Source organism: Oceanobacillus sp. FSL W7-1281 (assembly GCF_037969835.1).
Lineage (GTDB): Bacteria > Bacillota > Bacilli > Bacillales > Amphibacillaceae > Oceanobacillus > Oceanobacillus oncorhynchi.
Map to the genome: position 1 here is coordinate 241,339 of NZ_CP150214.1, position 19,976 is coordinate 261,314.

General features: G+C 39.4%; 16 protein-coding genes, 2 tRNA genes and 2 rRNA genes. 15 read left to right on the top strand and 5 right to left on the bottom strand.

Translation table 11 applies throughout. The annotated features are described in order from the left end of the window. Window positions 1-7: 7 nt before the first annotated feature. The 4 genes from MKX55_RS01290 to MKX55_RS01305 all read left to right on the top strand — a co-directional run bounded on the left by MKX55_RS01290 (window position 8) and on the right by MKX55_RS01305 (window position 3,285). A 23S ribosomal RNA gene (locus MKX55_RS01290) occupies window positions 8-2,929 on the top strand. A 62-nt stretch (window positions 2,930-2,991) separates the two neighbouring features. After that, a 5S ribosomal RNA gene (gene rrf / locus MKX55_RS01295) occupies window positions 2,992-3,107 on the top strand. 27 nt (window positions 3,108-3,134) lie between these two features. Further along, window positions 3,135-3,206 (top strand) — tRNA-Asn (locus tag MKX55_RS01300). Window positions 3,207-3,212: 6 nt separating this feature from the next. After that, window positions 3,213-3,285: transfer RNA gene (locus MKX55_RS01305), tRNA-Thr, on the top strand. A 491-nt stretch (window positions 3,286-3,776) separates the two neighbouring features. Here the strand turns inward: MKX55_RS01305 and MKX55_RS01310 are convergent. After that, entirely contained in the window at window positions 3,777-4,679 is a 903-nt protein-coding gene (locus MKX55_RS01310; RefSeq protein ID WP_339235479.1) for a glycine betaine ABC transporter substrate-binding protein, read from the bottom strand. A gap of 654 nt (window positions 4,680-5,333) precedes the next feature. After that, complete coding sequence (locus MKX55_RS01315; RefSeq protein ID WP_339181596.1) at window positions 5,334-5,729, bottom strand: VOC family protein; 396 nt, start codon at window positions 5,727-5,729, stop codon at window positions 5,334-5,336. A 200-nt stretch (window positions 5,730-5,929) separates the two neighbouring features. Here MKX55_RS01315 and MKX55_RS01320 point away from each other — a divergent pair, with 200 nt between their 5' ends. From MKX55_RS01320 to MKX55_RS01365, 10 genes are all read left to right on the top strand, one after another. After that, complete coding sequence (locus MKX55_RS01320; RefSeq protein WP_042531011.1) at window positions 5,930-6,166, top strand: hypothetical protein; 237 nt, start codon at window positions 5,930-5,932, stop codon at window positions 6,164-6,166. Between the two features lie 700 nt (window positions 6,167-6,866). Then, complete coding sequence (locus tag MKX55_RS01325) at window positions 6,867-7,682, top strand: TIM barrel protein (RefSeq protein WP_339235480.1); 816 nt, start codon at window positions 6,867-6,869, stop codon at window positions 7,680-7,682. Window positions 7,683-7,725: 43 nt separating this feature from the next. After that, complete coding sequence (locus MKX55_RS01330; RefSeq protein WP_339181599.1) at window positions 7,726-8,712, top strand: tripartite tricarboxylate transporter substrate binding protein; 987 nt, start codon at window positions 7,726-7,728, stop codon at window positions 8,710-8,712. Window positions 8,713-8,768: 56 nt separating this feature from the next. Next, on the top strand, window positions 8,769-9,287 hold the full coding sequence (locus MKX55_RS01335) for a tripartite tricarboxylate transporter TctB family protein (RefSeq protein WP_339235483.1): 519 nt from the start codon (window positions 8,769-8,771) through the stop codon (window positions 9,285-9,287). Between the two features lie 68 nt (window positions 9,288-9,355). After that, window positions 9,356-10,867, top strand: a complete 1,512-nt coding sequence (locus MKX55_RS01340; protein ID WP_339181603.1) for a tripartite tricarboxylate transporter permease — start codon at window positions 9,356-9,358, stop codon at window positions 10,865-10,867. A 40-nt stretch (window positions 10,868-10,907) separates the two neighbouring features. Then, entirely contained in the window at window positions 10,908-11,906 is a 999-nt protein-coding gene (locus tag MKX55_RS01345; protein WP_339181605.1) for a 4-hydroxythreonine-4-phosphate dehydrogenase PdxA, read from the top strand. Between the two features lie 89 nt (window positions 11,907-11,995). Then, window positions 11,996-12,985, top strand: a complete 990-nt coding sequence (locus tag MKX55_RS01350; protein WP_339181608.1) for a dihydroxyacetone kinase subunit DhaK — start codon at window positions 11,996-11,998, stop codon at window positions 12,983-12,985. Window positions 12,986-13,005: 20 nt separating this feature from the next. Continuing rightward, complete coding sequence (dhaL, locus tag MKX55_RS01355) at window positions 13,006-13,665, top strand: dihydroxyacetone kinase subunit DhaL (protein ID WP_339181610.1); 660 nt, start codon at window positions 13,006-13,008, stop codon at window positions 13,663-13,665. A gap of 99 nt (window positions 13,666-13,764) precedes the next feature. Next, window positions 13,765-15,777 carry a transketolase gene (tkt, locus tag MKX55_RS01360; protein WP_339235485.1) on the top strand — a complete coding sequence of 671 codons (2,013 nt, stop codon included), beginning with the start codon at window positions 13,765-13,767 and terminating at the stop codon, window positions 15,775-15,777. A 300-nt stretch (window positions 15,778-16,077) separates the two neighbouring features. Continuing rightward, complete coding sequence (locus MKX55_RS01365; protein ID WP_319022584.1) at window positions 16,078-16,860, top strand: DeoR/GlpR family DNA-binding transcription regulator; 783 nt, start codon at window positions 16,078-16,080, stop codon at window positions 16,858-16,860. Window positions 16,861-16,957: 97 nt separating this feature from the next. Here MKX55_RS01365 and MKX55_RS01370 read toward each other — a convergent pair whose 3' ends face one another. The 3 genes from MKX55_RS01370 to MKX55_RS01380 form a co-directional block, all read right to left on the bottom strand. Next, window positions 16,958-17,440, bottom strand: coding sequence for an RpiB/LacA/LacB family sugar-phosphate isomerase (locus tag MKX55_RS01370; RefSeq protein ID WP_193065331.1), 483 nt, complete (start codon window positions 17,438-17,440; stop codon window positions 16,958-16,960). Between the two features lie 260 nt (window positions 17,441-17,700). Further along, the gene (tpiA, locus tag MKX55_RS01375) at window positions 17,701-18,474 is read right to left on the bottom strand and encodes a triose-phosphate isomerase (protein ID WP_339235488.1); all 774 of its coding nucleotides are present in this window, start codon (window positions 18,472-18,474) and stop codon (window positions 17,701-17,703) included. Between the two features lie 250 nt (window positions 18,475-18,724). Continuing rightward, the gene (locus MKX55_RS01380) at window positions 18,725-19,090 is read right to left on the bottom strand and encodes a helix-turn-helix domain-containing protein (RefSeq protein ID WP_339235490.1); all 366 of its coding nucleotides are present in this window, start codon (window positions 19,088-19,090) and stop codon (window positions 18,725-18,727) included. Window positions 19,091-19,250: 160 nt separating this feature from the next. Between MKX55_RS01380 and MKX55_RS01385 the strand changes: the two genes are divergently transcribed. Next, window positions 19,251-19,829: a class D sortase gene (locus tag MKX55_RS01385; RefSeq protein WP_339235493.1), complete on the top strand. Its 579-nt coding sequence runs from the start codon at window positions 19,251-19,253 to the stop codon at window positions 19,827-19,829. The last annotated feature ends 147 nt before the right edge of the window (window positions 19,830-19,976 follow it).

Sequence of the window (19,976 nt, forward strand, 5' to 3'; positions counted from 1 at the left end):
AAACTTTAGTTAAGTGAATAAGGGCGCACGGTGGATGCCTTGGCACTAGGAGCCGATGAAGGACGGGACTAACACCGATATGCCTCGGGGAGTTGTAAGTAAACATGATATCCGAGGATTTCCGAATGGGGGAACCCACTGTTCGTAATGGAACAGTACATCTATCTGAATACATAGGATAGGTGAGGCAGACCCGGGGAACTGAAACATCTCAGTACCTGGAGGAAGAGAAAGAAACATCGATTTCCTGAGTAGCGGCGAGCGAAACGGAAAGAGCCCAAACCAAGAAGCTTGCTTCTTGGGGTTGTAGGACATTCCATTGGAGTGACAAAGAAATTCTTTAGATGAATCGATCTGGAAAGGTCAGCCAAAGAGGGTAACAGCCCTGTAATCGAAAAAGAATTTCCTCCGGAGTGTATCCTGAGTACGGCGGAACACGTGGAATTCCGTCGGAATCCGGGAGGACCATCTCCCAAGGCTAAATACTCCCTAGTGACCGATAGTGAACCAGTACCGTGAGGGAAAGGTGAAAAGCACCCCGGGAGGGGAGTGAAATAGAACCTGAAACCGTGTGCCTACAAGTAGTCGAAGCCCGTTAATGGGTGACGGCGTACCTTTTGTAGAATGGACCGGCGAGTTACGATCGTATGCAAGGTTAAGTGGAAGACACGGAGCCGTAGCGAAAGCGAGTCTGAACAGGGCGAATGAGTATGCGGTCGTAGACCCGAAACTGTGTGATCTACCCATGTCCAGGGTGAAGGTCAGGTAACACTGACTGGAGGCCCGAACCCACGTATGTTGAAAAATGCGGGGATGAGGTGTGGGTAGCGGTGAAATTCCAATCGAACACAGAGATAGCTGGTTCTCTCCGAAATAGCTTTAGGGCTAGCCTCAAGATAGAGAGTACTGGAGGTAGAGCACTGATTGGACTAGGGGCCCCTACCGGGTTACCGAATTCAGTCAAACTCCGAATGCCAGTTACTTACACTTGGGAGTCAGACTATGGGTGATAAGGTTCATAGTCGAAAGGGAAACAGCCCAGACCGCCAGCTAAGGTCCCAAAGTATACGTTAAGTGGAAAAGGATGTGGCGTTGCACAGACAACCAGGATGTTGGCTTAGAAGCAGCCATCATTGAAAGAGTGCGTAATAGCTCACTGGTCGAGTGACGCTGCGCCGAAAATGTACCGGGGCTAAACGTATCACCGAAGCTGCGGATTGTTCTTACGAACAATGGTAGGAGAGCGTTCAAAGTGCAGTGAAGTCAGACCGTGAGGACTGGTGGAGCGCTTTGAAGTGAGAATGCCGGTATGAGTAGCGAAAAAAGAGTGAGAATCTCTTTCACCGAATGCCTAAGGTTTCCTGAGGAAGGCTCGTCCTCTCAGGGTTAGTCGGGACCTAAGCCGAGGCCGACAGGCGTAGGCGATGGACAACAGGTTGATATTCCTGTACCACCTCATGATTGTTTGAGCAATGGGGGGACGCAGGAGGATAAGGAGTGCGCACCGATGGATGTGCGTCCAAGCATGCGAGGAAGTCAGACAGGCAAATCCGTCTGACATGATTCTGAGCTGTGACGGGGAGGGAAATAGAGTACCGAAGTTCCTGATTTCACACTGCCAAGAAAAGCCTCTAGTTAGATCATAGGTGCCCGTACCGCAAACCGACACAGGTAGGCGAGGAGAGAATCCTAAGGTGAGCGGGAGAACTCTCGTTAAGGAACTCGGCAAAATGACCCCGTAACTTCGGGAGAAGGGGTGCTCACTTGTGAGTGAGCCGCAGTGAATAGGCCCAAGCGACTGTTTAGCAAAAACACAGGTCTCTGCGAAGCCGAAAGGCGAAGTATAGGGGCTGACACCTGCCCGGTGCTGGAAGGTTAAGGGGAAGAGTTAGCTCTTCGGAGCGAAGCTTTGAACCGAAGCCCCAGTAAACGGCGGCCGTAACTATAACGGTCCTAAGGTAGCGAAATTCCTTGTCGGGTAAGTTCCGACCCGCACGAAAGGTGCAACGACTTGGGCACTGTCTCAACGAGAGACCCGGTGAAATTATACTATGCGTGAAGATGCGCATTACCCGCGACAGGACGGAAAGACCCCGTGGAGCTTTACTGTAGCCTGATATGGAATGTTTGTGCAGTTTGTACAGGATAGGTGGGAGCCTTTGAAGCGTGAGCGCCAGCTTACGTGGAGGCATCCGTGGGATACCACCCTAACTGTATGACCATTCTAACCCAGGACCGTGATCCGGTTCGGAGACAGTGTCAGGCGGGCAGTTTGACTGGGGCGGTCGCCTCCTAAAAGGTAACGGAGGCGCCCAAAGGTTCCCTCAGAATGGTTGGAAATCATTCGAAGAGTGTAAAGGCAGAAGGGAGCTTGACTGCGAGACCTACAAGTCGAGCAGGGACGAAAGTCGGGCTTAGTGATCCGGTGGTTCCGCATGGAAGGGCCATCGCTCAACGGATAAAAGCTACCCCGGGGATAACAGGCTTATCTCCCCCAAGAGTTCACATCGACGGGGAGGTTTGGCACCTCGATGTCGGCTCATCGCATCCTGGGGCTGTAGTCGGTCCCAAGGGTTGGGCTGTTCGCCCATTAAAGCGGTACGCGAGCTGGGTTCAGAACGTCGTGAGACAGTTCGGTCCCTATCCGTCGTGGGCGTTGGAAGTTTGAGAGGAGCTGTCCTTAGTACGAGAGGACCGGGATGGACACACCGCTGGTGTACCAGTTGTTCCGCCAGGAGCATTGCTGGGTAGCTACGTGTGGTAAGGATAAGTGCTGAAAGCATCTAAGCATGAAGCCCCCCTCAAGATGAAACTTCCCATCACTTTAAGTGAGTAAAATCCCTCAGAGACGATGAGGTTGATAGGTCCGAGGTGGAAGCGTGGCGACACGTGCAGCTGACGGATACTAATCGATTGAGGACTTATCTAAGTTTTTTCATGTCACGTTACTCTTATTTAGTTTTCAGGGTGCAAATCCCTATATTAAGTAAGTCTGGTAGCGATAGCGAAGAGGTCACACCTGTTCCCATGCCGAACACAGAAGTTAAGTTCTTCAGCGCCGATGGTAGTTGGGGGCTTCCCCCTGCGAGAGTAGGACGCCGCCAGGCTTATTTTTTTACATATTTAATTTATATTCCACAGTAGCTCAGTGGTAGAGCAATCGGCTGTTAACCGATCGGTCGTAGGTTCGAATCCTACCTGTGGAGCCTTTTGCTTCCATAGCTCAGCTGGTAGAGCACCACCATGGTAAGGTGGGGGTCAGCGGTTCGAGTCCGCTTGGAAGCTTTTCGTTAAACGCTTATCCTATAAGGGGTAGAGCGTTTTTGTTGTATTTATAATAGTTATGAATAGAAGTGACTTTTTTTGCTCGAATGAGAATCAAACTATTAATGAATATAAAACTGTTTAGGTGATTCGATTTTTATTGTCTGAAATTTGTCCAATCATAACTATTTTCTTTTTCCTTTGTAAAGCTCATTATAAAACCGATTCTTCACAATTATATTTATAAACATTAATATATGAATGTAGCGAAAATACTTATCACTTGATTTAGATGACATCTCATGGATATGTCACCTTTTTCTTGTATTTCATTGTAAATTGAAATATCCACATCTATTTTATAGTATCCTTTACGATTAAAATTAGAGATAAACTGGAGGCTGTTCGTATTGTTAAGAAGGAAAATTTATCAAATAAAAAGGTCTCCATTCAATAGATATATTTATTGAATGGAGACCTTTTAATCATAAAACAATTATTAGAACTAAGAATTATTCCTTTGGTTCTAAATCCTCAAGTGAATCAATATCCATATAAGCTGGTACAGCCAAACCAGTCTTAGCGCCATCTAAGTTTGGCCCCAAATCATCAAAATCGCTTTCGTATTGCTCATATAATCCAGCATGTGTTACTGGCATCCATACAGCTAAAGATGCATCAGCGCTTCCAGTGGCGATGGATTCAAACATAATAGCTGGGTCAACTTGTGTCAATGTTACTTGAAATCCTTGTTGTTCTAATGCAATTTTAGCAACATTTGCTGTGAAAATAGCATCATCCCAAGGTAAAAGAGCCAGCTCGATGGAAGTACCGTCTACAGAATCTACACCGTCTGTCCACTCTGTAATAATTTCCTGATTAGCATCTGCCCAATCCTGCGCTACTGTTTCAAAATCCTTTTCTTGAGCTTCTAATAGCGCTTCTTCTACATCTGGAAGCTCTAGCTGTATACGATCAAGAATCGTATACGCTTCAGGTATTTCAACCTTCAGTCCCTCTCTGGCTATTGTTGTGATTTGTTCTTCATCCCCATGGATACCTTGTGGATCATCTAAGTATTTTAAATCCCACTGAGCAAACTTATAGTGAGGAGACCATGCACTAAAAACGATTGGTTCTTCATTATCAATAGCATCAGTTAATTGCGTTAACATTGCCCCTGCGGAAGACAGTTCCTGCTCCCAGCCGGCAAGGTTATCGTAAGAATCTAAAACTTCTTCATTTTTTTGAGTTTGCCCGGCACCAGGTTCAGTTCCTGTGATTGTATAATCTAGTTCTTCACTAATATTGACTTCTGCTTGTGCGTCTCCATCGTTGGAACCGCAGCCTGCAACAATGAGAGATAGAGATAAACCAGTAATTATCCCTAGCCTTTTCCACGTGAAATTCATCATATGTAAAAATACCCTCCATTTTTATGTACTGCTTATCTAACAACTTTATCGATTGCTCTATAATACACAATGATTGTGATGAGCCAACAGAATTAATGCTATACTTATTAGCTTTTTAACTCAAACGTTAAAAATAGTTGTTTTTGCGCAAATAAGTTGCTAAAAGCTGATTAAACATTGGTTTCTGTAGAAGAGCAGCCTTTTACTGCGTCTATCTCTGTATTACATGTTCCTGTCGAATTTTAGTTAAAATTAATGTGTTGAAAGTATAGGGTGACAGGAATTTTGTAAATAATTCGATTCAACAGTACAGTCTTCGTTTGGAACGCTTAAATTATAGGAAATGAAAGTGGTTTTAAAAGAACGTATGATGTTGGAGATGATTAAATTTAATATAGTTAATAATTGAATTTAAAGAGCTCAATAAAGTAGAAATAAAATAATGTAGCCGGAATTGAATAAGTATCACTATCTTAATAATTAAGATCAGGTAATGTGTCTTCTTCCCTCTGGCAATCCGATATAGGAAAAGAGTAAATAAAACATGTGTAATCCAATTTAATTTCTCTGCCTTTTTCAAATTTTAAAATGCCCTTTTTTATATAAAGGGCATTAGCTATACTACATTCGTTTTACAATAACAAATAGCCGATATTAAGGTGCAATCAACTCTACTTTTACTCTATCCGGATCTTCAAAATAAACGGCATAATGATTTTCACCGCCCGCAAATGGATGTTGGTCAGCATAAAGAATAGTTGCCCCTCTTTGCTGGAGCTTTTTCGTCATGTCATCTACAAATTTCCGGGAGTCTGCATGGAAGGCTAAGTGATTTAAGCCAACGCGGCATCGATGATAAGGAATATCCAGAAATCTTTCTTCCGCTTGTACAAAAACGAGATACGTTTCTCCCAGTTTCCAGCTTTGCCCGCCTTCCCATTTTTGAAAAGGTGTATATCTCAGCTCGCTTAAAAACCAGTCCCAAAAATGAATCGTTTTATTTAAATTAGAAACATAAATTTCAATATGATGAATTAGACCATGATTCAAAGGAACGCCTCCCTAAATGCAGTAATTACCTTGACTTACTTGATTATTTTCTATGTAGATAGATACAACAGCTTTGAAAAAAGTTTACAAAATACGGGATGAATGAGAAAATAAATAGTATGTATCTTGATAGAATAAATGCATTATAATCTATTATAGAAGAGTTAAATGATAAAGAAAAGTATTGGAGGAGGAGTTCGATGGTTGAGCGTTATGTTAAATTAGATAAAATTAATGATGTAAAAGATTTTGTAGAAAGAGTATCTGGGTTTGAATACAAAGCAGAGGTTATTTCTGACACATATATATTAAGTGCAAAATCCATTATGGGGATATTCAGCCTGGATTTGACAGAACCATTAAAACTAAGAGTTCATGCAGACAGCTGCGATGACCTATTAGAAAGCATTTCACTTTATCTTGTTGATAAAGAATAAACTATAAGGGGTATTCAGTTACGGAACTACATATACTGACACCCCTTTTTTTATGTGCCGTAAGTAATAGATTTCTCTATTAGATAACTAATCCCTCAAAATGTTTTTCTCGGTGAATGATAAATAAAATTTTTCAATTATTATTCTGTTTTATCCTCAATGTTGTAATTATTTCTATGTAATTCTTTTCAACACATCTTCGTTCCATTTATAAATTTCTTCTTTTTGATTATTTTCAATTACTTTCGTTTGGTGTAATATTTTAATAGCCAATAAACTGTAATTCTTTGTTAGGTTGAACGCATTATTTAATCAACCATATTGAAAACCTGATGACTTCATAATTTCTGACACATACGGTAACTAACAAGGGTAGTTTCCATAAGTATAGTCAAGCGTTACATCTAAGTTATATAAGATAGAAGGAGTTAAGTAATTATTCTTATTTTAAGAGGGTTATCGAAACAAAACAGGTTCTTTATATGTTTTAATAGGAAAAATTATCAAAATAAAAGATGGTATAAATAATAATCGCAAATATAATCAACAATGAAAAAAAGTATTAACTAAATTTATCACAAAAAAACAAAAATATTATTGACAAATCGAAAATAAATGATAATATTAATCTAAGGATTTTGAAACCGATTTCAAATTACTTTTTAGAGTTTTATCCTTTATACAAATAGGGAGGTTACAAATGAGTATTAAATTTGGTTGTCATACATCAACTTGGGAACTAGATTATGATAAAGAGACAGATTATTTAGATAATGTAATGGACGCAGTAAACAATGCAGGATTTAAAGGAGTGGACGTACAGGTAGCAATGCTTGGAAGATATCAAAATAACCCTGAAAAATTAAAAAAAGCCTTGGATGAAAGAAGTATATATTTAGCAGCTTTAACGGTACCCTTCACTTGGGCAAATGATGAGGAAACAGAAGAAGAAAAGGAACATGCAGACTATTATATTGATTATCTGGCAAACTTTCCTGGAGCAGTTATGAATCTCCCCTCACGTGTCGGGCCTAATAGAGACAATTTATTAGAACGTCAAAAACAGATTATTGCTTGTGCAAACGCTGTTGGAAAAAGAGCGCATGAAAAAGGAGTACAAGCTTCTTTTCACCCTGCTTCGCCAAAAACATCTTATTTTAGAACAAAACAAGATTACGATGTTTTGTTTGAACTACTAGATAAAACATATATGAGTTATACTCCTGATGCTGGTCATATAAAAGCTGGAGGAATGCGTCCAGAAGAAATTATTAAAGACAATCTTTCTATTATTAAACATGTACATTTGAAGGATTGTTCTAATAATAATGAGTGGAAAGAAATGGGCACAGGTGATATTGATTTCCTTTACATCGTAAAAATACTTAAAGATAGTGATTATAACGGTTGGATAATGATTGAGGAAGAAACAGAAGAAGCTGCGGAAGATCCAAATAAAGTAATTTTAAATGTTAGGAAATATGTTGAGAAAAACTTAAAGCCAATTGTAAATTAGTTTCAAATGAAGAGGAGATATATGATTTTTAGGAGGACTTAAGATGAAAAGTAAAATCAATTATTTAATAGTTTTAATATCAATTTTCACTATATTTTTGGCGGCATGTAGTGATGATTCGGATGCTTCATCTGGATCCGGTGAAGCATCCGATTACCCTTCTAGGAATATTGAAGTATTAGTTGGGCATGGTGCCGGAGGAGGAACAGATTTATTTGCAAGAGCTGTTGTTAATGAATTAGAGGGTATTTTGGATGTGAATATTAATGTTGTTAACCAAGAAGGCGGTGCAGGTGTTGTAGCTTTACAGAATGCATATAATGCTCCTGCTGACGGGTATACATTGATTGCTGATGCTGCTTATTCTATTACAACTGCTGCAGGTACGAACCAACATGGCTTAGATGATTTTATTCCAATTGCTCGTTTCCAAAATGATACTTACGCATTATGGGTTAATGCAGAAGATTTCTCTTCTATCGACGAATTTATGAAAGCTGTTGAAGAAAACCCGGGAGAAGTAACGGTTGGCGGGACAGGTTCATTGGGTATGGATGAAATGACTGTGTTTATGTTAGAACAAGAAGCAGATATTGATTTGAACTTTGTTCCAATGGAAGGCGCAGGGGAGATGCATGCTGGAGTACTTGGTGGACATCTGGATGCAATGGTTGACGAGTTTGGTCCGACAAAGTCATTAGCAGATGATGGCTCAATTATCCCTTTGGCAGTGTTTTCTGAAGAAAGAATTGATGAATTTCCAGATGTCCCAACTACAGTTGAATTGGGATGGGACTTAACTGATGGTAATGAACGTGCTTTTTATGTGAAAAGAGACACTGATCCCGAAATTATTGAAATACTAGAAAGCGCAATGGAAGAAGCTTATGAATCTGAAGATTATAAAAAATATGAAGAGGACAATTATTTACATCTAAGAGATGGGTGGTTAAATTCAGATGATTTTGAAGAGAGAACGGAAGAATTAATTGAAAAATACGAAGTGATTATGAGTGAGCTTCAACAATAATTTAAATTGGAGGAGGGATTCCTCCTCTTGAATTTAATTAAAGGGAGTGAGAAAGTATGGCTTCTTATAAAAAAGATTATATATTTTATGGGATTGTAATTTTGGTTGCAATTTTCTTTTTATCGGCTACAACACAAATTCATTCTGCGAATACTACAGCCACTTTAGGCCCGAAATTTTGGCCACTGATTATTTTAATTATGATGCTAATCTTTGCTTTTATGGGGATTATTAAAACTTTTATAAGTCATAAAAGAATAGTTAATGGAAATGTGACCTGGGCTGAGGATCCTGAAGATCCTGAGAGGAAACTGTTTAATATACCTTTGAGTTTAATATCTATGTCATCAATTATACTTTACGCATTAGGTATATTCTTTATTGGTTTTATTCTCTCAACAATTATATTTTTATTTGTACTCACACAAGTACTAGGTGCAAAAAAGAAATTGTTATTATTAATTCTCTCAATAATAATCACGGGCTTGTGTATAGCATTGTTTTCACATGTTTTATCTGTTCCGCTACCGCGTGGGATAGGGATATTTAGAGAACTAAGTTTTTGGTTTTATTAAGATAGTGAATCCATTAAATTTCAAATTTGTGAATATATTAATAACCGTTTAAGTCAAGGAGGGAGAATATGCTAGAGTACTTATGGATAGGGATATTAAATGTTGTGACTGAACCAATGAACTTATTAATGTTATTTCTGTCCATTGTTATAGGTTACATAGGTGGAGCAATACCAGGGTTAAGTGGAACGATGTTGATTGTTATATTACTACCAGTTACATACTCATTTGAGCCTGCTGCAGCTTTTATATTACTCACAGGGATTTATTCGGTTACAGCATTATCTGGTGCTTTTGGATCGATATTACTTCGTACCCCAGGAACGCCGGAAGCGATTTTTACCACTTATGATGGCTATCCTATGGCGCAACAAGGATATGCCGGGCGCGCGTTAGGTATTACAATTATTAGTGCGGTGTTAGGTAGTTTATTTGGAGTTTTCTGTTTAATCACGTTAACGCCATTGCTTGCTAATGTAGCTTTATCATTTTCATCACCAGAGTATTTTGCTTTAGCATTTATGGGGCTAACTGTTGTAGCATCTTTAAGTGGGAAGGATATTTTGAAAGGGTTAATAGGAGTTTTATTTGGCTTAATGATTGCAACGGTAGGAATGGATGCTTTAACGGGAACTTTGAGGTATACCTTTAATTATACGCCATTAACGTCAGGTATCGAATTAATTCCTGTGATTACCGGACTCTTTGCATTGTCAGAATTCATTAAACGCAGTACAGAATCTCATAGTTTGGGCAATGCAATAAAAGTAGTAAAAACAAAACTATTTGAAAGAGAGATATTTAAGAAAATTAGAGGAACAATTGCAGGTACATCAGTACTTGGTATGTTCATTGGGATTTTACCAGGCGTCGGAGCAACAACAGCAGCAATGCTGGCATATAGTGAAACAGTTCGCTGGTCTAAAAAAGAGGAAAAAGACACTTTCGGTAAAGGGAATCCAAAAGGAATTGCTGCATCAGAAGCAGCTAGTAACTCTGCTGGTATTGGTACATTAGTACCTTTGCTTTCATTAGGGATACCAGGAGGAGCAACAGCAGCAATTTTAATTGGAGCATTTATACTTCATGGAATGCAGCCTGGACCAATGTTATTTAATTCTGACCCTGTTTTAATGTATACCATTTTTGCAGGCTTATTAATTTCTAATATTTTAATGTTGTTTCTTTCAACACCATTCATTAAAATTTTTGAGAAAATAGTGAAGGTTCCGTATTCCATTCTGGGACCATTAATTGTTGTTCTTTGTTTAATTGGAACTTATACACTGAGAAATAGTTTTTTTGATGTAATTGTAATGGTGATTTTCGGTATTATTGGATATCTCCTTGAAAAATTCAAATTCCCATTGGCTACAATTATTTTGGGCGTTGTTTTAGGTCCAATTGCAGAAAGTCAATTTCGACGTTCAGTTCAAATGTCTGATGGTGATTTTTCAATATTTTTCACTCGGCCAATCAGTTTAACCTTAATTGTAGTATCAATTGTTATGTTATTTTTACCAATAATTATGAAATATATAAGAGATAGAAAAGTTAATAAAGCAGATTATTCTGCTTAAATATTTAAACAGAAGCTTATTATACATTGGAGGAGTTAAAATGAGTAAACCACGAGTTGGGTTATTATATGGAGATGCGGCAGGGGTAGGGCCAGAAATTGTTGCGAGAGCAATGATAAAGGAAGAAATTTTAGAACAAGCAACATGGGTTTTAATAGGAGACGAAAGAATCTTTCAAAGAGGTGCTGAGGTAGCGGGTAATGAAATGAAGTATCAAAAGGTAGATACAATAGACGATGTTGATCCTGCGAAGGGCAGCTTATGGCTTATTGATGTAAAATCTACGGATCCTAATGATGTCGAATATGGTACTTTATCTGCTGACTCAGGAAAAGCTGCAGGAGACAATTTAGTATATGCGCTTAATTTGGCAAAAGAAGGAAAGTTGGACGGTTTAACTTATGGTTCTATGAATAAAAGTGCCCTGTATCAGGGCGGGTATGAATTTAAGGATGATATTCATTTAGTAGCTTCTGTATTTGAATTAGAATCAGGATTTAGTGAAGTGAATGTAATGAATGATGTATGGTTTACGCGTGTGACATCTCACGTGCCTTTAAAAGAAGTTGCAGAAAATATTACTAAAGAAAGTGTACTAGAAAGTATCTATTTTGCTAATGAGATTGTTTCTAAAGCGGGTATTAAACCAAAAATAGCAATTGCTGGGCTGAATCCACATGCAGGAGATAATGGATTATTAGGTGATGAAGAGAATGATATTATCATCCCGGCAATTGAAGAAGCGAAAGAGAATGGTGTGGATGCTCATGGGCCATTCCCGGCAGATACAATGTTCCTTAGGTTAGAAAAAGAATCATTTAACACTCTGCTCGCAATGTATCATGACCAAGCTCAAATAGGAATGAAAACATTAGGATTTAGCAAAGGAATTACGATTAGTGGGGGATTGCCAATTGTAATTACAACCCCTGCTCATGGGACAGCATTTGATATTGCAGGTAAAGGAATTGCCGATTCAAATGCACTAGAAGAGTCATTAAAATTGTGTGTGAAATTAATCAATAACGGCTATAAGTAAAGCTATTACAACTTGTAGAGTTCCCTCCTCTAAAGAGAAAGGAGAGAACTCTGCAAAACAATACATAAATAACCGAGGAGGTTCCTCTCATGAAAAAAGTCATTAACAATCCAGGTGATGTAGTTGAAGAAATGTTAGAAGGGATCATGCGCGCGCATCATGGTAGCTTCCAAAAAGTAGAGGGAGTAAACGGAATCGTTAAAAAAGAATTAAAAGATAAAGTTGCTGTTGTTACTGGTGGCGGAAGCGGTCATGAACCTCTTTTCTTTGGTGTAGTTGGTGATGGGCTGGCTGACGGAGTTGCGATTGGAAATGTTTTTGCTGCTCCTACGCCGAATACGGTTCAAGAGGTAGCGAAAACAGTGGACTCTGGTAAAGGAGTTTTATTTATATATGGGAACTATGCAGGGGATGTTCTTAACTTTGATATGGCAGCAGAGTTACTTGAATTTGAAGATGTGCAGACGACGACTGTTAAAGTGACGGATGATGTGGTTTCTGCACCGTTAGAAAGAAAAGAAGATCGCCGTGGAATCGCGGGAGATATTTTCGTTATTAAAGTGGCAGGAGCAGCTGCTGAGAAAGGTCTTTCTTTAGAAGAAGTGACAGCGGTATCACAAAAAGCGAATGAACATACTTACTCTATTGGGGTAGCATTATCGCCGGGAACCATTCCTGATTCTGGAGAACCTACGTTTACATTAGCTGATGATGAAATAGAGTTAGGCATGGGTATCCACGGAGAACCAGGGATGGAGCGGACAAAACTAATGCCGGCTGATGAACTTACCAATCAATTAATGGAAAAGTTGTTAGATGAAAGCCAATTGACCTCGGATGATGAAGTGAGTGTTTTAATCAATGGACTTGGCTCAACAACGTTAATGGAGCTATTTATCGTTAACCGCAAAGTAGCGCAAATTCTGGATGAAAAAGGAATTGGCATTCATGATATCGATGTAAATAATTATTGTACAACCCAGGAAATGGGTGGATTTTCGATTTCTTTACTGAAATTGGATGATGAATTAAAAGCATATTATGATGCTCCGGCAAATGCACCATACTACAAGAAATAATGGAGTTGGAGGGATTTACAATGACGGCAACGGACGTAAAAAAATTGGATGCTGCGCAAACAAAAGCAATGATTCTCTATGCAGGAGAAAAAATAAGAGAAAATAAGCCATTGTTAACAAAAGTGGATAGTGCGATTGGTGATGGCGACCATGGAATTGGTATGTCAGTAGGCTTTGAAAAAGTGGAAGAAAATCTAAAGAATCAAGAATTTACAACGGTTAATGATATTTTTAAAACGACGGGTATGTCCATGGTGCAATCTATGGGAGGAGCTTCTGGCGTTATTTTCGGCACGATGTTTCTTGGCGGTGTAAAAGATCTGGATTCTAAAAGTGAATTGGATGTACCTGTACTTTCGGAAATTTTTAGTGCATCCTTAGAAGCGATTAAGCAGCGAGGTAAAGCCAGTTTAGGAGATAAAACAATGATTGACGCTCTGGAGCCGGCTGTTAATGGGTTGAAAGAAAGTGTAACTGACTCTGCAACACTGTTAGAAGCTTTGAAAAAAGCAGAAGAAAATGCTGCTGATGGAGTAGAGAATTCTAAGAATTATATTGCGAAATTTGGAAGAGCAAAATCTTTAGGAGAAAGAGCGCTTGGTAATCAGGATGCTGGAGCTACAAGTGTATGGATCATCTTTAAATCCATGAGAGAATGGGTAGAGCAATTAAATAAATAGATATGAGGTTAATATAGAGGCATTTCTAAGGAGTGCCTCTATATTATTGAAGCGATTAAAAACAATAGCTTATATAAAATAAGGAGAAGGTGATTCAAAATGACAAGTACTACAAACGTATCGACAGAACAATTATCTATTAATACAATTCGTACATTATCCATTGATGCCATTGAAAAAGCAAATTCAGGGCATCCCGGTCTGCCGATGGGTGCAGCGCCAATGGCTTACACGTTATGGACGGAATTTATGAAGCATCATCCAAAAAGCTCAAAGTGGTTTAATCGTGACCGTTTTGTCCTTTCGGCTGGTCATGGTTCGATGCTCTTATACAGTTTACTGCATTTATCAGGCTATGACGTATCATTAAATGATATTAAAAATTTTCGTCAGTATGGATCTAAAACGCCAGGACATCCGGAAGTGCATCATACGGATGGCGTAGAAACCACAACTGGTCCGCTCGGACAAGGAATTGCGACAGCTGTCGGGATGGCGATAGCGGAAACGCACCTGGCTGCTACTTATAATAAGGATGAATTTCATGTAGTCGATCATCATACCTTTGCACTTGTAGGTGATGGGGATTTAATGGAAGGAATTTCTCATGAAACAGCCTCCTTAGCCGGACACCTTGGTTTAGGTAAATTAGTTGTCTTGTATGATTCAAATGATATTTCACTAGATGGTGATTTGGATAGATCTTTTTCAGAGAATGTACAGGAGCGTTTTCAAAGCTATGGCTGGGAAGTCATTCGGGTGGAAGATGGAAATGATGTCGATGCTTTAAGAAAAGCAATGGAAGCAGCTAAACAAAATACTGGACAGCCGACGTTAATTGAAGTGAAAACGGTAATTGGGTATGGGTCGCCAAATAAATCCGGGTCGTCTTCTTCGCATGGTGCGCCTCTTGGTGAAGAGGAAGCAAAACTTACGAAAGAAAACTATAGCTGGGAATATGATGCTTTTCACGTCCCCATTGAAGTATATGAAGATTTTAAAAATAAAGTTGTAGAAAAAGGTGCCAAGGCGGAAAGTGATTGGAATGAACTGGTTGAAGCTTATATCGATAAGTATCCGGAAGAGGGGAAACAATTGCAATCAGCGATAAAGGGAGAGTTACCGGCTAATTGGAATAAAAATCTCCCGGCCTATGAAGCTGGTTCTTCTTTGGCAACGCGAGCTTCGTCTGGAGAAGTATTAAATGCTATCGCAGAAAATGTACCTAATTTCATCGGGGGCAGTGCGGATTTGGCAGGATCTAATAAAACAACGATAAAGGATGTATCTGATTTTTCAAAGGATGATTACGCCGGGAAAAATATCTGGTTTGGAGTGCGTGAATTTGCAATGGCGGCAGCGCTTAATGGGATGGCCCTTCATGGCGGGTTAAACGTATTTGGCGGCACCTTCTTTGTATTCAGTGATTATTTACGTCCGGCAGTAAGATTGTCTTCTTTAATGAAATTGCCAGTCACCTATGTTTGGACACATGATTCTATTGCAGTTGGAGAAGACGGGCCCACTCATGAACCGGTGGAGCATCTTGCTTCTTTCCGTGCAATGCCTGGTTTGTCTCTTATTAGACCTGCGGATGGAAATGAAACGCAGGCAGCATGGAGACTGGCTTTGGAGTCAACGGATCAGCCCACAGCTATCGTATTATCGAGGCAGAACCTTCCGACTTTACCAGGAACAAAGGAAAGTGCTTATGAAGGTGTGAAGAAAGGCGCTTATGTGGTGAGTGATTCTTCTCAAGATGAGCCTGATGCTATTCTTTTGGCAACCGGTTCTGAAGTTCAGCTGGCTGTCGAGGCTCAAAAGGTATTGCGGGAGAAGAATATAGATACTTCTGTCGTAAGTATGCCATCTTGGGATCGTTTTGAAGTACAAACATCCTCTTATAAAGAAAGTGTTTTGCTGCCTAACGTGAAGAAGCGGGTTGTTATTGAAATGGCCTCTCCATTTGGGTGGGACCGTTATCTTGGTAATGATGGAGTAATGATTGGTATAGATACGTTTGGGGCTTCTGGAAATGGAGATAAGTTAATCGAAGAATATGGATTTTGTGTTGAAAATATTGTGGCACAAGTGGAGCATTTATTTGTTTAGGATCCGCATAGATTTAATTTTTTGGTGAACCCAATATTAATTCTGCCAAACTCATCATATCCTCATCTATGAAGAATCGGGAGCAAACCGAATCCGATAGATGGAGGATATTTCATTTCCTTTGTTTCTGCTTAGGGAGCATGGATACATAACTTTTAATAAAAAAACTCATTATTTAAAGTAAAATTATCAATCGCTTTCATTTATTATTTTATTCATTCATTTTATGGTATAATACACCATAGACAACTATGGACTAATTAGGAATAGGAATAGATACTTTTTTTGCGAGGATGACGGATGATGAAAATGTTTGTTACGGAAAGAAGAAACAAGATAATGGAACTCTTGCATGATAAGCAGCGGCTGACCGTGAAAGAATTGTCGGAGCAAATCGGTGTGTCTGAAGCAACCTTGCGTACAGATTTAAACAAAATGGAGAAAAACGGTCTTTTAACTCGTACACATGGCGGTGCAATGTTAAATCAACAGAGTGAAGTGGATTATGACACCAGTTTTTCTGTGCGTGAAAAGCAAAACCGTAAAGAAAAATCATTGATTGCTAAGGAAGCTTTTCAGTTCATTGAAGAAAAGCAATGTATCTTGCTCGATGCCAGTTCGACAGCACTTGAGTTAGCACGCTATCTTAATGAACAAATGATCCGGCTGACAGTGGTAACGAGCGGGATTCAAACAGCGCTGGAGTTAAAGGATAACCCGAATATTACGGTTATTTTAATTGGTGGTGTAGTGACGAAGGGTTCTACGACAATGGAAGGCACATTAGGGGTGGAGTTATTAAACAAGCTTAATATTGATATTCTTTTTACTTCTGCCAATGGGTTTTCGGTAGAAAATGGAATGACCGATTTTAATTTGTATGAGGTTGAATTAAAACAACATATGGTGAAGAAAGCGCAGAAAATTGTGGCTGTTATTGACCATTCTAAAATTGGGGTGACTTCTAGTGCGCCGTTTGCAAGTACAGATCAGATAGATGTACTTATTACCAATGATTCCATTGATTCGGATACAGAGCGGATTCTTGTGAATCATAATATTCAAGTGATTTCTGCGCTGTAAAGGCAGTAATTTTTTGTTTTTAAATAACTTTAAGGAAAAGCACTGTACAAGAATTTTCTTACGTACAGTGCTTTTCCTTATGATAATATTGAAAGCGTTAACAAGAACTTTTTGCTGCATCTTTGAAGTTCTGATCAAGAAATTGGCTTTCTCTGTCAGTGATTTGATCTACTTTGCGTTGAGATCCGCCGGACCATGCTACATTCAGATAGGCTTCCACTACTTTTTTAGCGGACTCTGGTCCGATGACTTGGGCTCCCATTGCGATGATTTGGGCGTTATTACTTAATTGAGCGCGTTCTGCAGAGTACGTGTCATGCGCTGTTGCTGCGCGGATTCCTGGGTATTTATTAGCTGCAATTGCAACGCCGAGACCAGTTCCGCAAATAAGCACGCCGCGTTCTATTTTCTTCTCGCTGATGGCTTCTGCTACATTGAAGGAAACCCCAGGATAGTCCACAGCATCGCCGGAATGTGCTCCGAAGTCCACCACTTCATGATCGGTTGATTCTTCAATAAATTTCTTTAACGTTTCTTTTAATTCATATCCGTTATGGTCTGCACCAATACCAATTTTCATTCTGCAAACTCCTCTCGTATATTTAATCTACTTTCATTATATACTTCTAATTTTCTTTTATCAACTTTTATTTTCATTTTTAATCAATATGATAATAAATGAAAATAAAATTGCATACTTTATGGAAGCATCTTTTTCGACTGTGTACAATTCTACGGAAAAAGATTCTTTTGATTCAAAGTATACATTTTAGATATACGAGAGGACGTTAAAGGCTTTAATTATTTTTTAAATCAATTATTATTTTATTTCATTTGCTTTTATTTTATTTTTACTTGTTTCACCGTATGAAGAATTTGTTTGTAATTTGCAGGGTCATGTCCGAATCGGCCAATGAATACGCCGTCTACATCGTCATGGGTGATAATCTCATAGACATTGTCTTTGCTCACCGAACCGCCATAAATGATACGGATGGCTTCTGCTGTTTCTGTATGGTATGCTTCTTTAACAATTTCGCGGATTAGTTCATGTGTCTGTTGCACGTATGCTGCATCGGCTGCTTCTGCCTTTCCGATTGCCCAGACTGGCTCATAAGCTAAGATAACCCTTCCAATATGTTGTGTGTCGACCTCACCAAAGGAAGTAAGGATTTGTTCCTTCAATACCTGTTTCCGCTCCGATTTATTCTCCAAGTACGCTTCTTCACCAATGCATAGAACAGGAGTCAGCCCTTTTTCCAGCGTGAGCTTAGTTTTTAAATGAATCATTTCCAGTGTTTCGTGGAAAATATGTTGTCTTTCTGCATGGCCAATTTCCACATAGGTTGCGCCTATGTCGATAATGGATTCGATCGAAATCTCTCCGGTATAAGCGCCATTTTCATAGGGTGAAATATTTTGTGCGCCAAAGGCAATTTCAGACCCTTTTAAGGCTTGTGCTGCTGGGTAGAGGACACCTAAAGATGGGAAGGCGAATTTTTCTACTTCGTTTTCGTTTTTGGCCACTTCTGCTAAGGCTTTTACTAATTCCGTTGCTTTGTCGATTGTGTTAACATATGTTTTATAGCTGATTCCAACGACTGGTTTTCTCATATTATTATCCTCGCTTTCTGCTTTTTGAATGCGTTTCCATTTATGGTTGTATTTTTCCCTCTATCGTATAGGTGTTTCATTGTACCTTTTAAAAGAAACTGTACATTCGCCGGAGGGCAGACGAATTCGAGTTTTGGCAATACATCACCCCTTTCAGGTAGAAGTTTACAAGAATGGCTGTTCAACAGCTTGGGTGCATTTTAAATCACCGTGCCAACGTCATGGGGCGAAACAGATAGAAACAGGATTCTCAATCCTTTCTTCTGCTCTTTTTAAATAACATATAATCATACACATCCTTTATTTCCTCGGAAGTGAGAGCTGCCATATCACGGAGCATCGCTTCGGCATCGGGACTTATCTTTTGAATGTGCTGGATCAATCCCTTCTCTTGGTCAGCTGCACTAGAAGGAGCTTCTTCTGCTCTGCCTAATAAATAGTCTGCAGTAACCTTCAATGTATCGGCAATAGCGGTTAATTCATCTCCTTTAATTGGGCGTTCGCCAGATTCAATTCGATTCATGACACTGACATTCATATTTACCCGTTTAGCGAGCTCTTTTTGTGTCCAATTCCGTTGCGACCGTAATTGAATGATTCGTTGACCGGTATTCATTGTGCACCTCTTCATTTCTATTTTAGAAATTAATTATAACATATGAAAACGGTGAAAAATAACTTCTGGCGAGGTTTGGATAGAAAAGCGAAAGTATAGTATAATTGTTATAGATTCAGTGTTGGAGATACATATTTTGGTTGGTGAAGGAGCGGCTTCAATGAAACGGATTGGGATTCTTTTTATTATAGCAGGCGTCATTTGTATTGGTGTTTTTGGCTATCAAATTATAGGACACGAACAATCGCAAAAGCAGTCTTTAATTCAGGCGGAGGAGAGAATAGAGCAAGGAATCAGTGAAGGGGATGAAGCAGAAAAGCCAATAGAAGTGTTTGATGCTGACCAGGATGAAGCATTTGCTACATTAGAGATACCTAAATTGGGAAAAACGCTGCCTATCGTTGAGGGGACAGACCCAGATTCATTGCAAAAAGGAGTCGGCCACTTATCCAATTCCGTTTTTCCTGGGCAGGGGGAGCAGATCTTATTATCCGGGCACCGTGACACGGTTTTCCGTGACTTTGGTGAATTGGAGATAGGGGATACATTTGTGGTACAGATGCCTTATGGAGAGTATACGTATGAAATAAGAGAAACGGAAATTGTGCCTGAGGACGACACTTCTGTTATCGGAGAAATGGGAGAAGAGGTATTAGTCGTAACAACCTGTTATCCATTTCACTTTGTAGGCAGTGCGCCGGATCGTTTTGTTGCCTATGCTTATCCAGTTTCTGAATAATGAATACTCCCACCACTTCATTTCTCACAAAATTTGAAGTGGGGGTTTCTGGGGTATCGACTTTCAAGATGACGATTAACCGCCAGTGGAGTTGACACGTTGATGTGCTAAAAACATCCAACCCCGCTATCCCATTGGTCCTGCCTT

What these genes read in the sequence shown, in the direction of transcription:
- MKX55_RS01345 (WP_339181605.1), top strand. Translation starts at nt 10,908, where the DNA reads ATGAGTAAACCACGAGTTGGGTTATTATATGGAGATGCGGCAGGGGTA.
- MKX55_RS01320 (WP_042531011.1), top strand. Translation starts at nt 5,930, where the DNA reads ATGGTTGAGCGTTATGTTAAATTAGATAAAATTAATGATGTAAAAGAT.
- dhaL (WP_339181610.1), top strand. Translation starts at nt 13,006, where the DNA reads ATGACGGCAACGGACGTAAAAAAATTGGATGCTGCGCAAACAAAAGCA.
- MKX55_RS01350 (WP_339181608.1), top strand. Translation starts at nt 11,996, where the DNA reads ATGAAAAAAGTCATTAACAATCCAGGTGATGTAGTTGAAGAAATGTTA.
- MKX55_RS01310 (WP_339235479.1), bottom strand. Translation starts at nt 4,679, where the DNA reads ATGATGAATTTCACGTGGAAAAGGCTAGGGATAATTACTGGTTTATCT.
- MKX55_RS01340 (WP_339181603.1), top strand. Translation starts at nt 9,356, where the DNA reads ATGCTAGAGTACTTATGGATAGGGATATTAAATGTTGTGACTGAACCA.
- MKX55_RS01325 (WP_339235480.1), top strand. Translation starts at nt 6,867, where the DNA reads ATGAGTATTAAATTTGGTTGTCATACATCAACTTGGGAACTAGATTAT.
- MKX55_RS01385 (WP_339235493.1), top strand. Translation starts at nt 19,251, where the DNA reads ATGAAACGGATTGGGATTCTTTTTATTATAGCAGGCGTCATTTGTATT.
- MKX55_RS01365 (WP_319022584.1), top strand. Translation starts at nt 16,078, where the DNA reads ATGATGAAAATGTTTGTTACGGAAAGAAGAAACAAGATAATGGAACTC.
- MKX55_RS01380 (WP_339235490.1), bottom strand. Translation starts at nt 19,090, where the DNA reads ATGAATACCGGTCAACGAATCATTCAATTACGGTCGCAACGGAATTGG.
- MKX55_RS01335 (WP_339235483.1), top strand. Translation starts at nt 8,769, where the DNA reads ATGGCTTCTTATAAAAAAGATTATATATTTTATGGGATTGTAATTTTG.
- tkt (WP_339235485.1), top strand. Translation starts at nt 13,765, where the DNA reads ATGACAAGTACTACAAACGTATCGACAGAACAATTATCTATTAATACA.
- MKX55_RS01370 (WP_193065331.1), bottom strand. Translation starts at nt 17,440, where the DNA reads ATGAAAATTGGTATTGGTGCAGACCATAACGGATATGAATTAAAAGAA.
- MKX55_RS01330 (WP_339181599.1), top strand. Translation starts at nt 7,726, where the DNA reads ATGAAAAGTAAAATCAATTATTTAATAGTTTTAATATCAATTTTCACT.
- tpiA (WP_339235488.1), bottom strand. Translation starts at nt 18,474, where the DNA reads ATGAGAAAACCAGTCGTTGGAATCAGCTATAAAACATATGTTAACACA.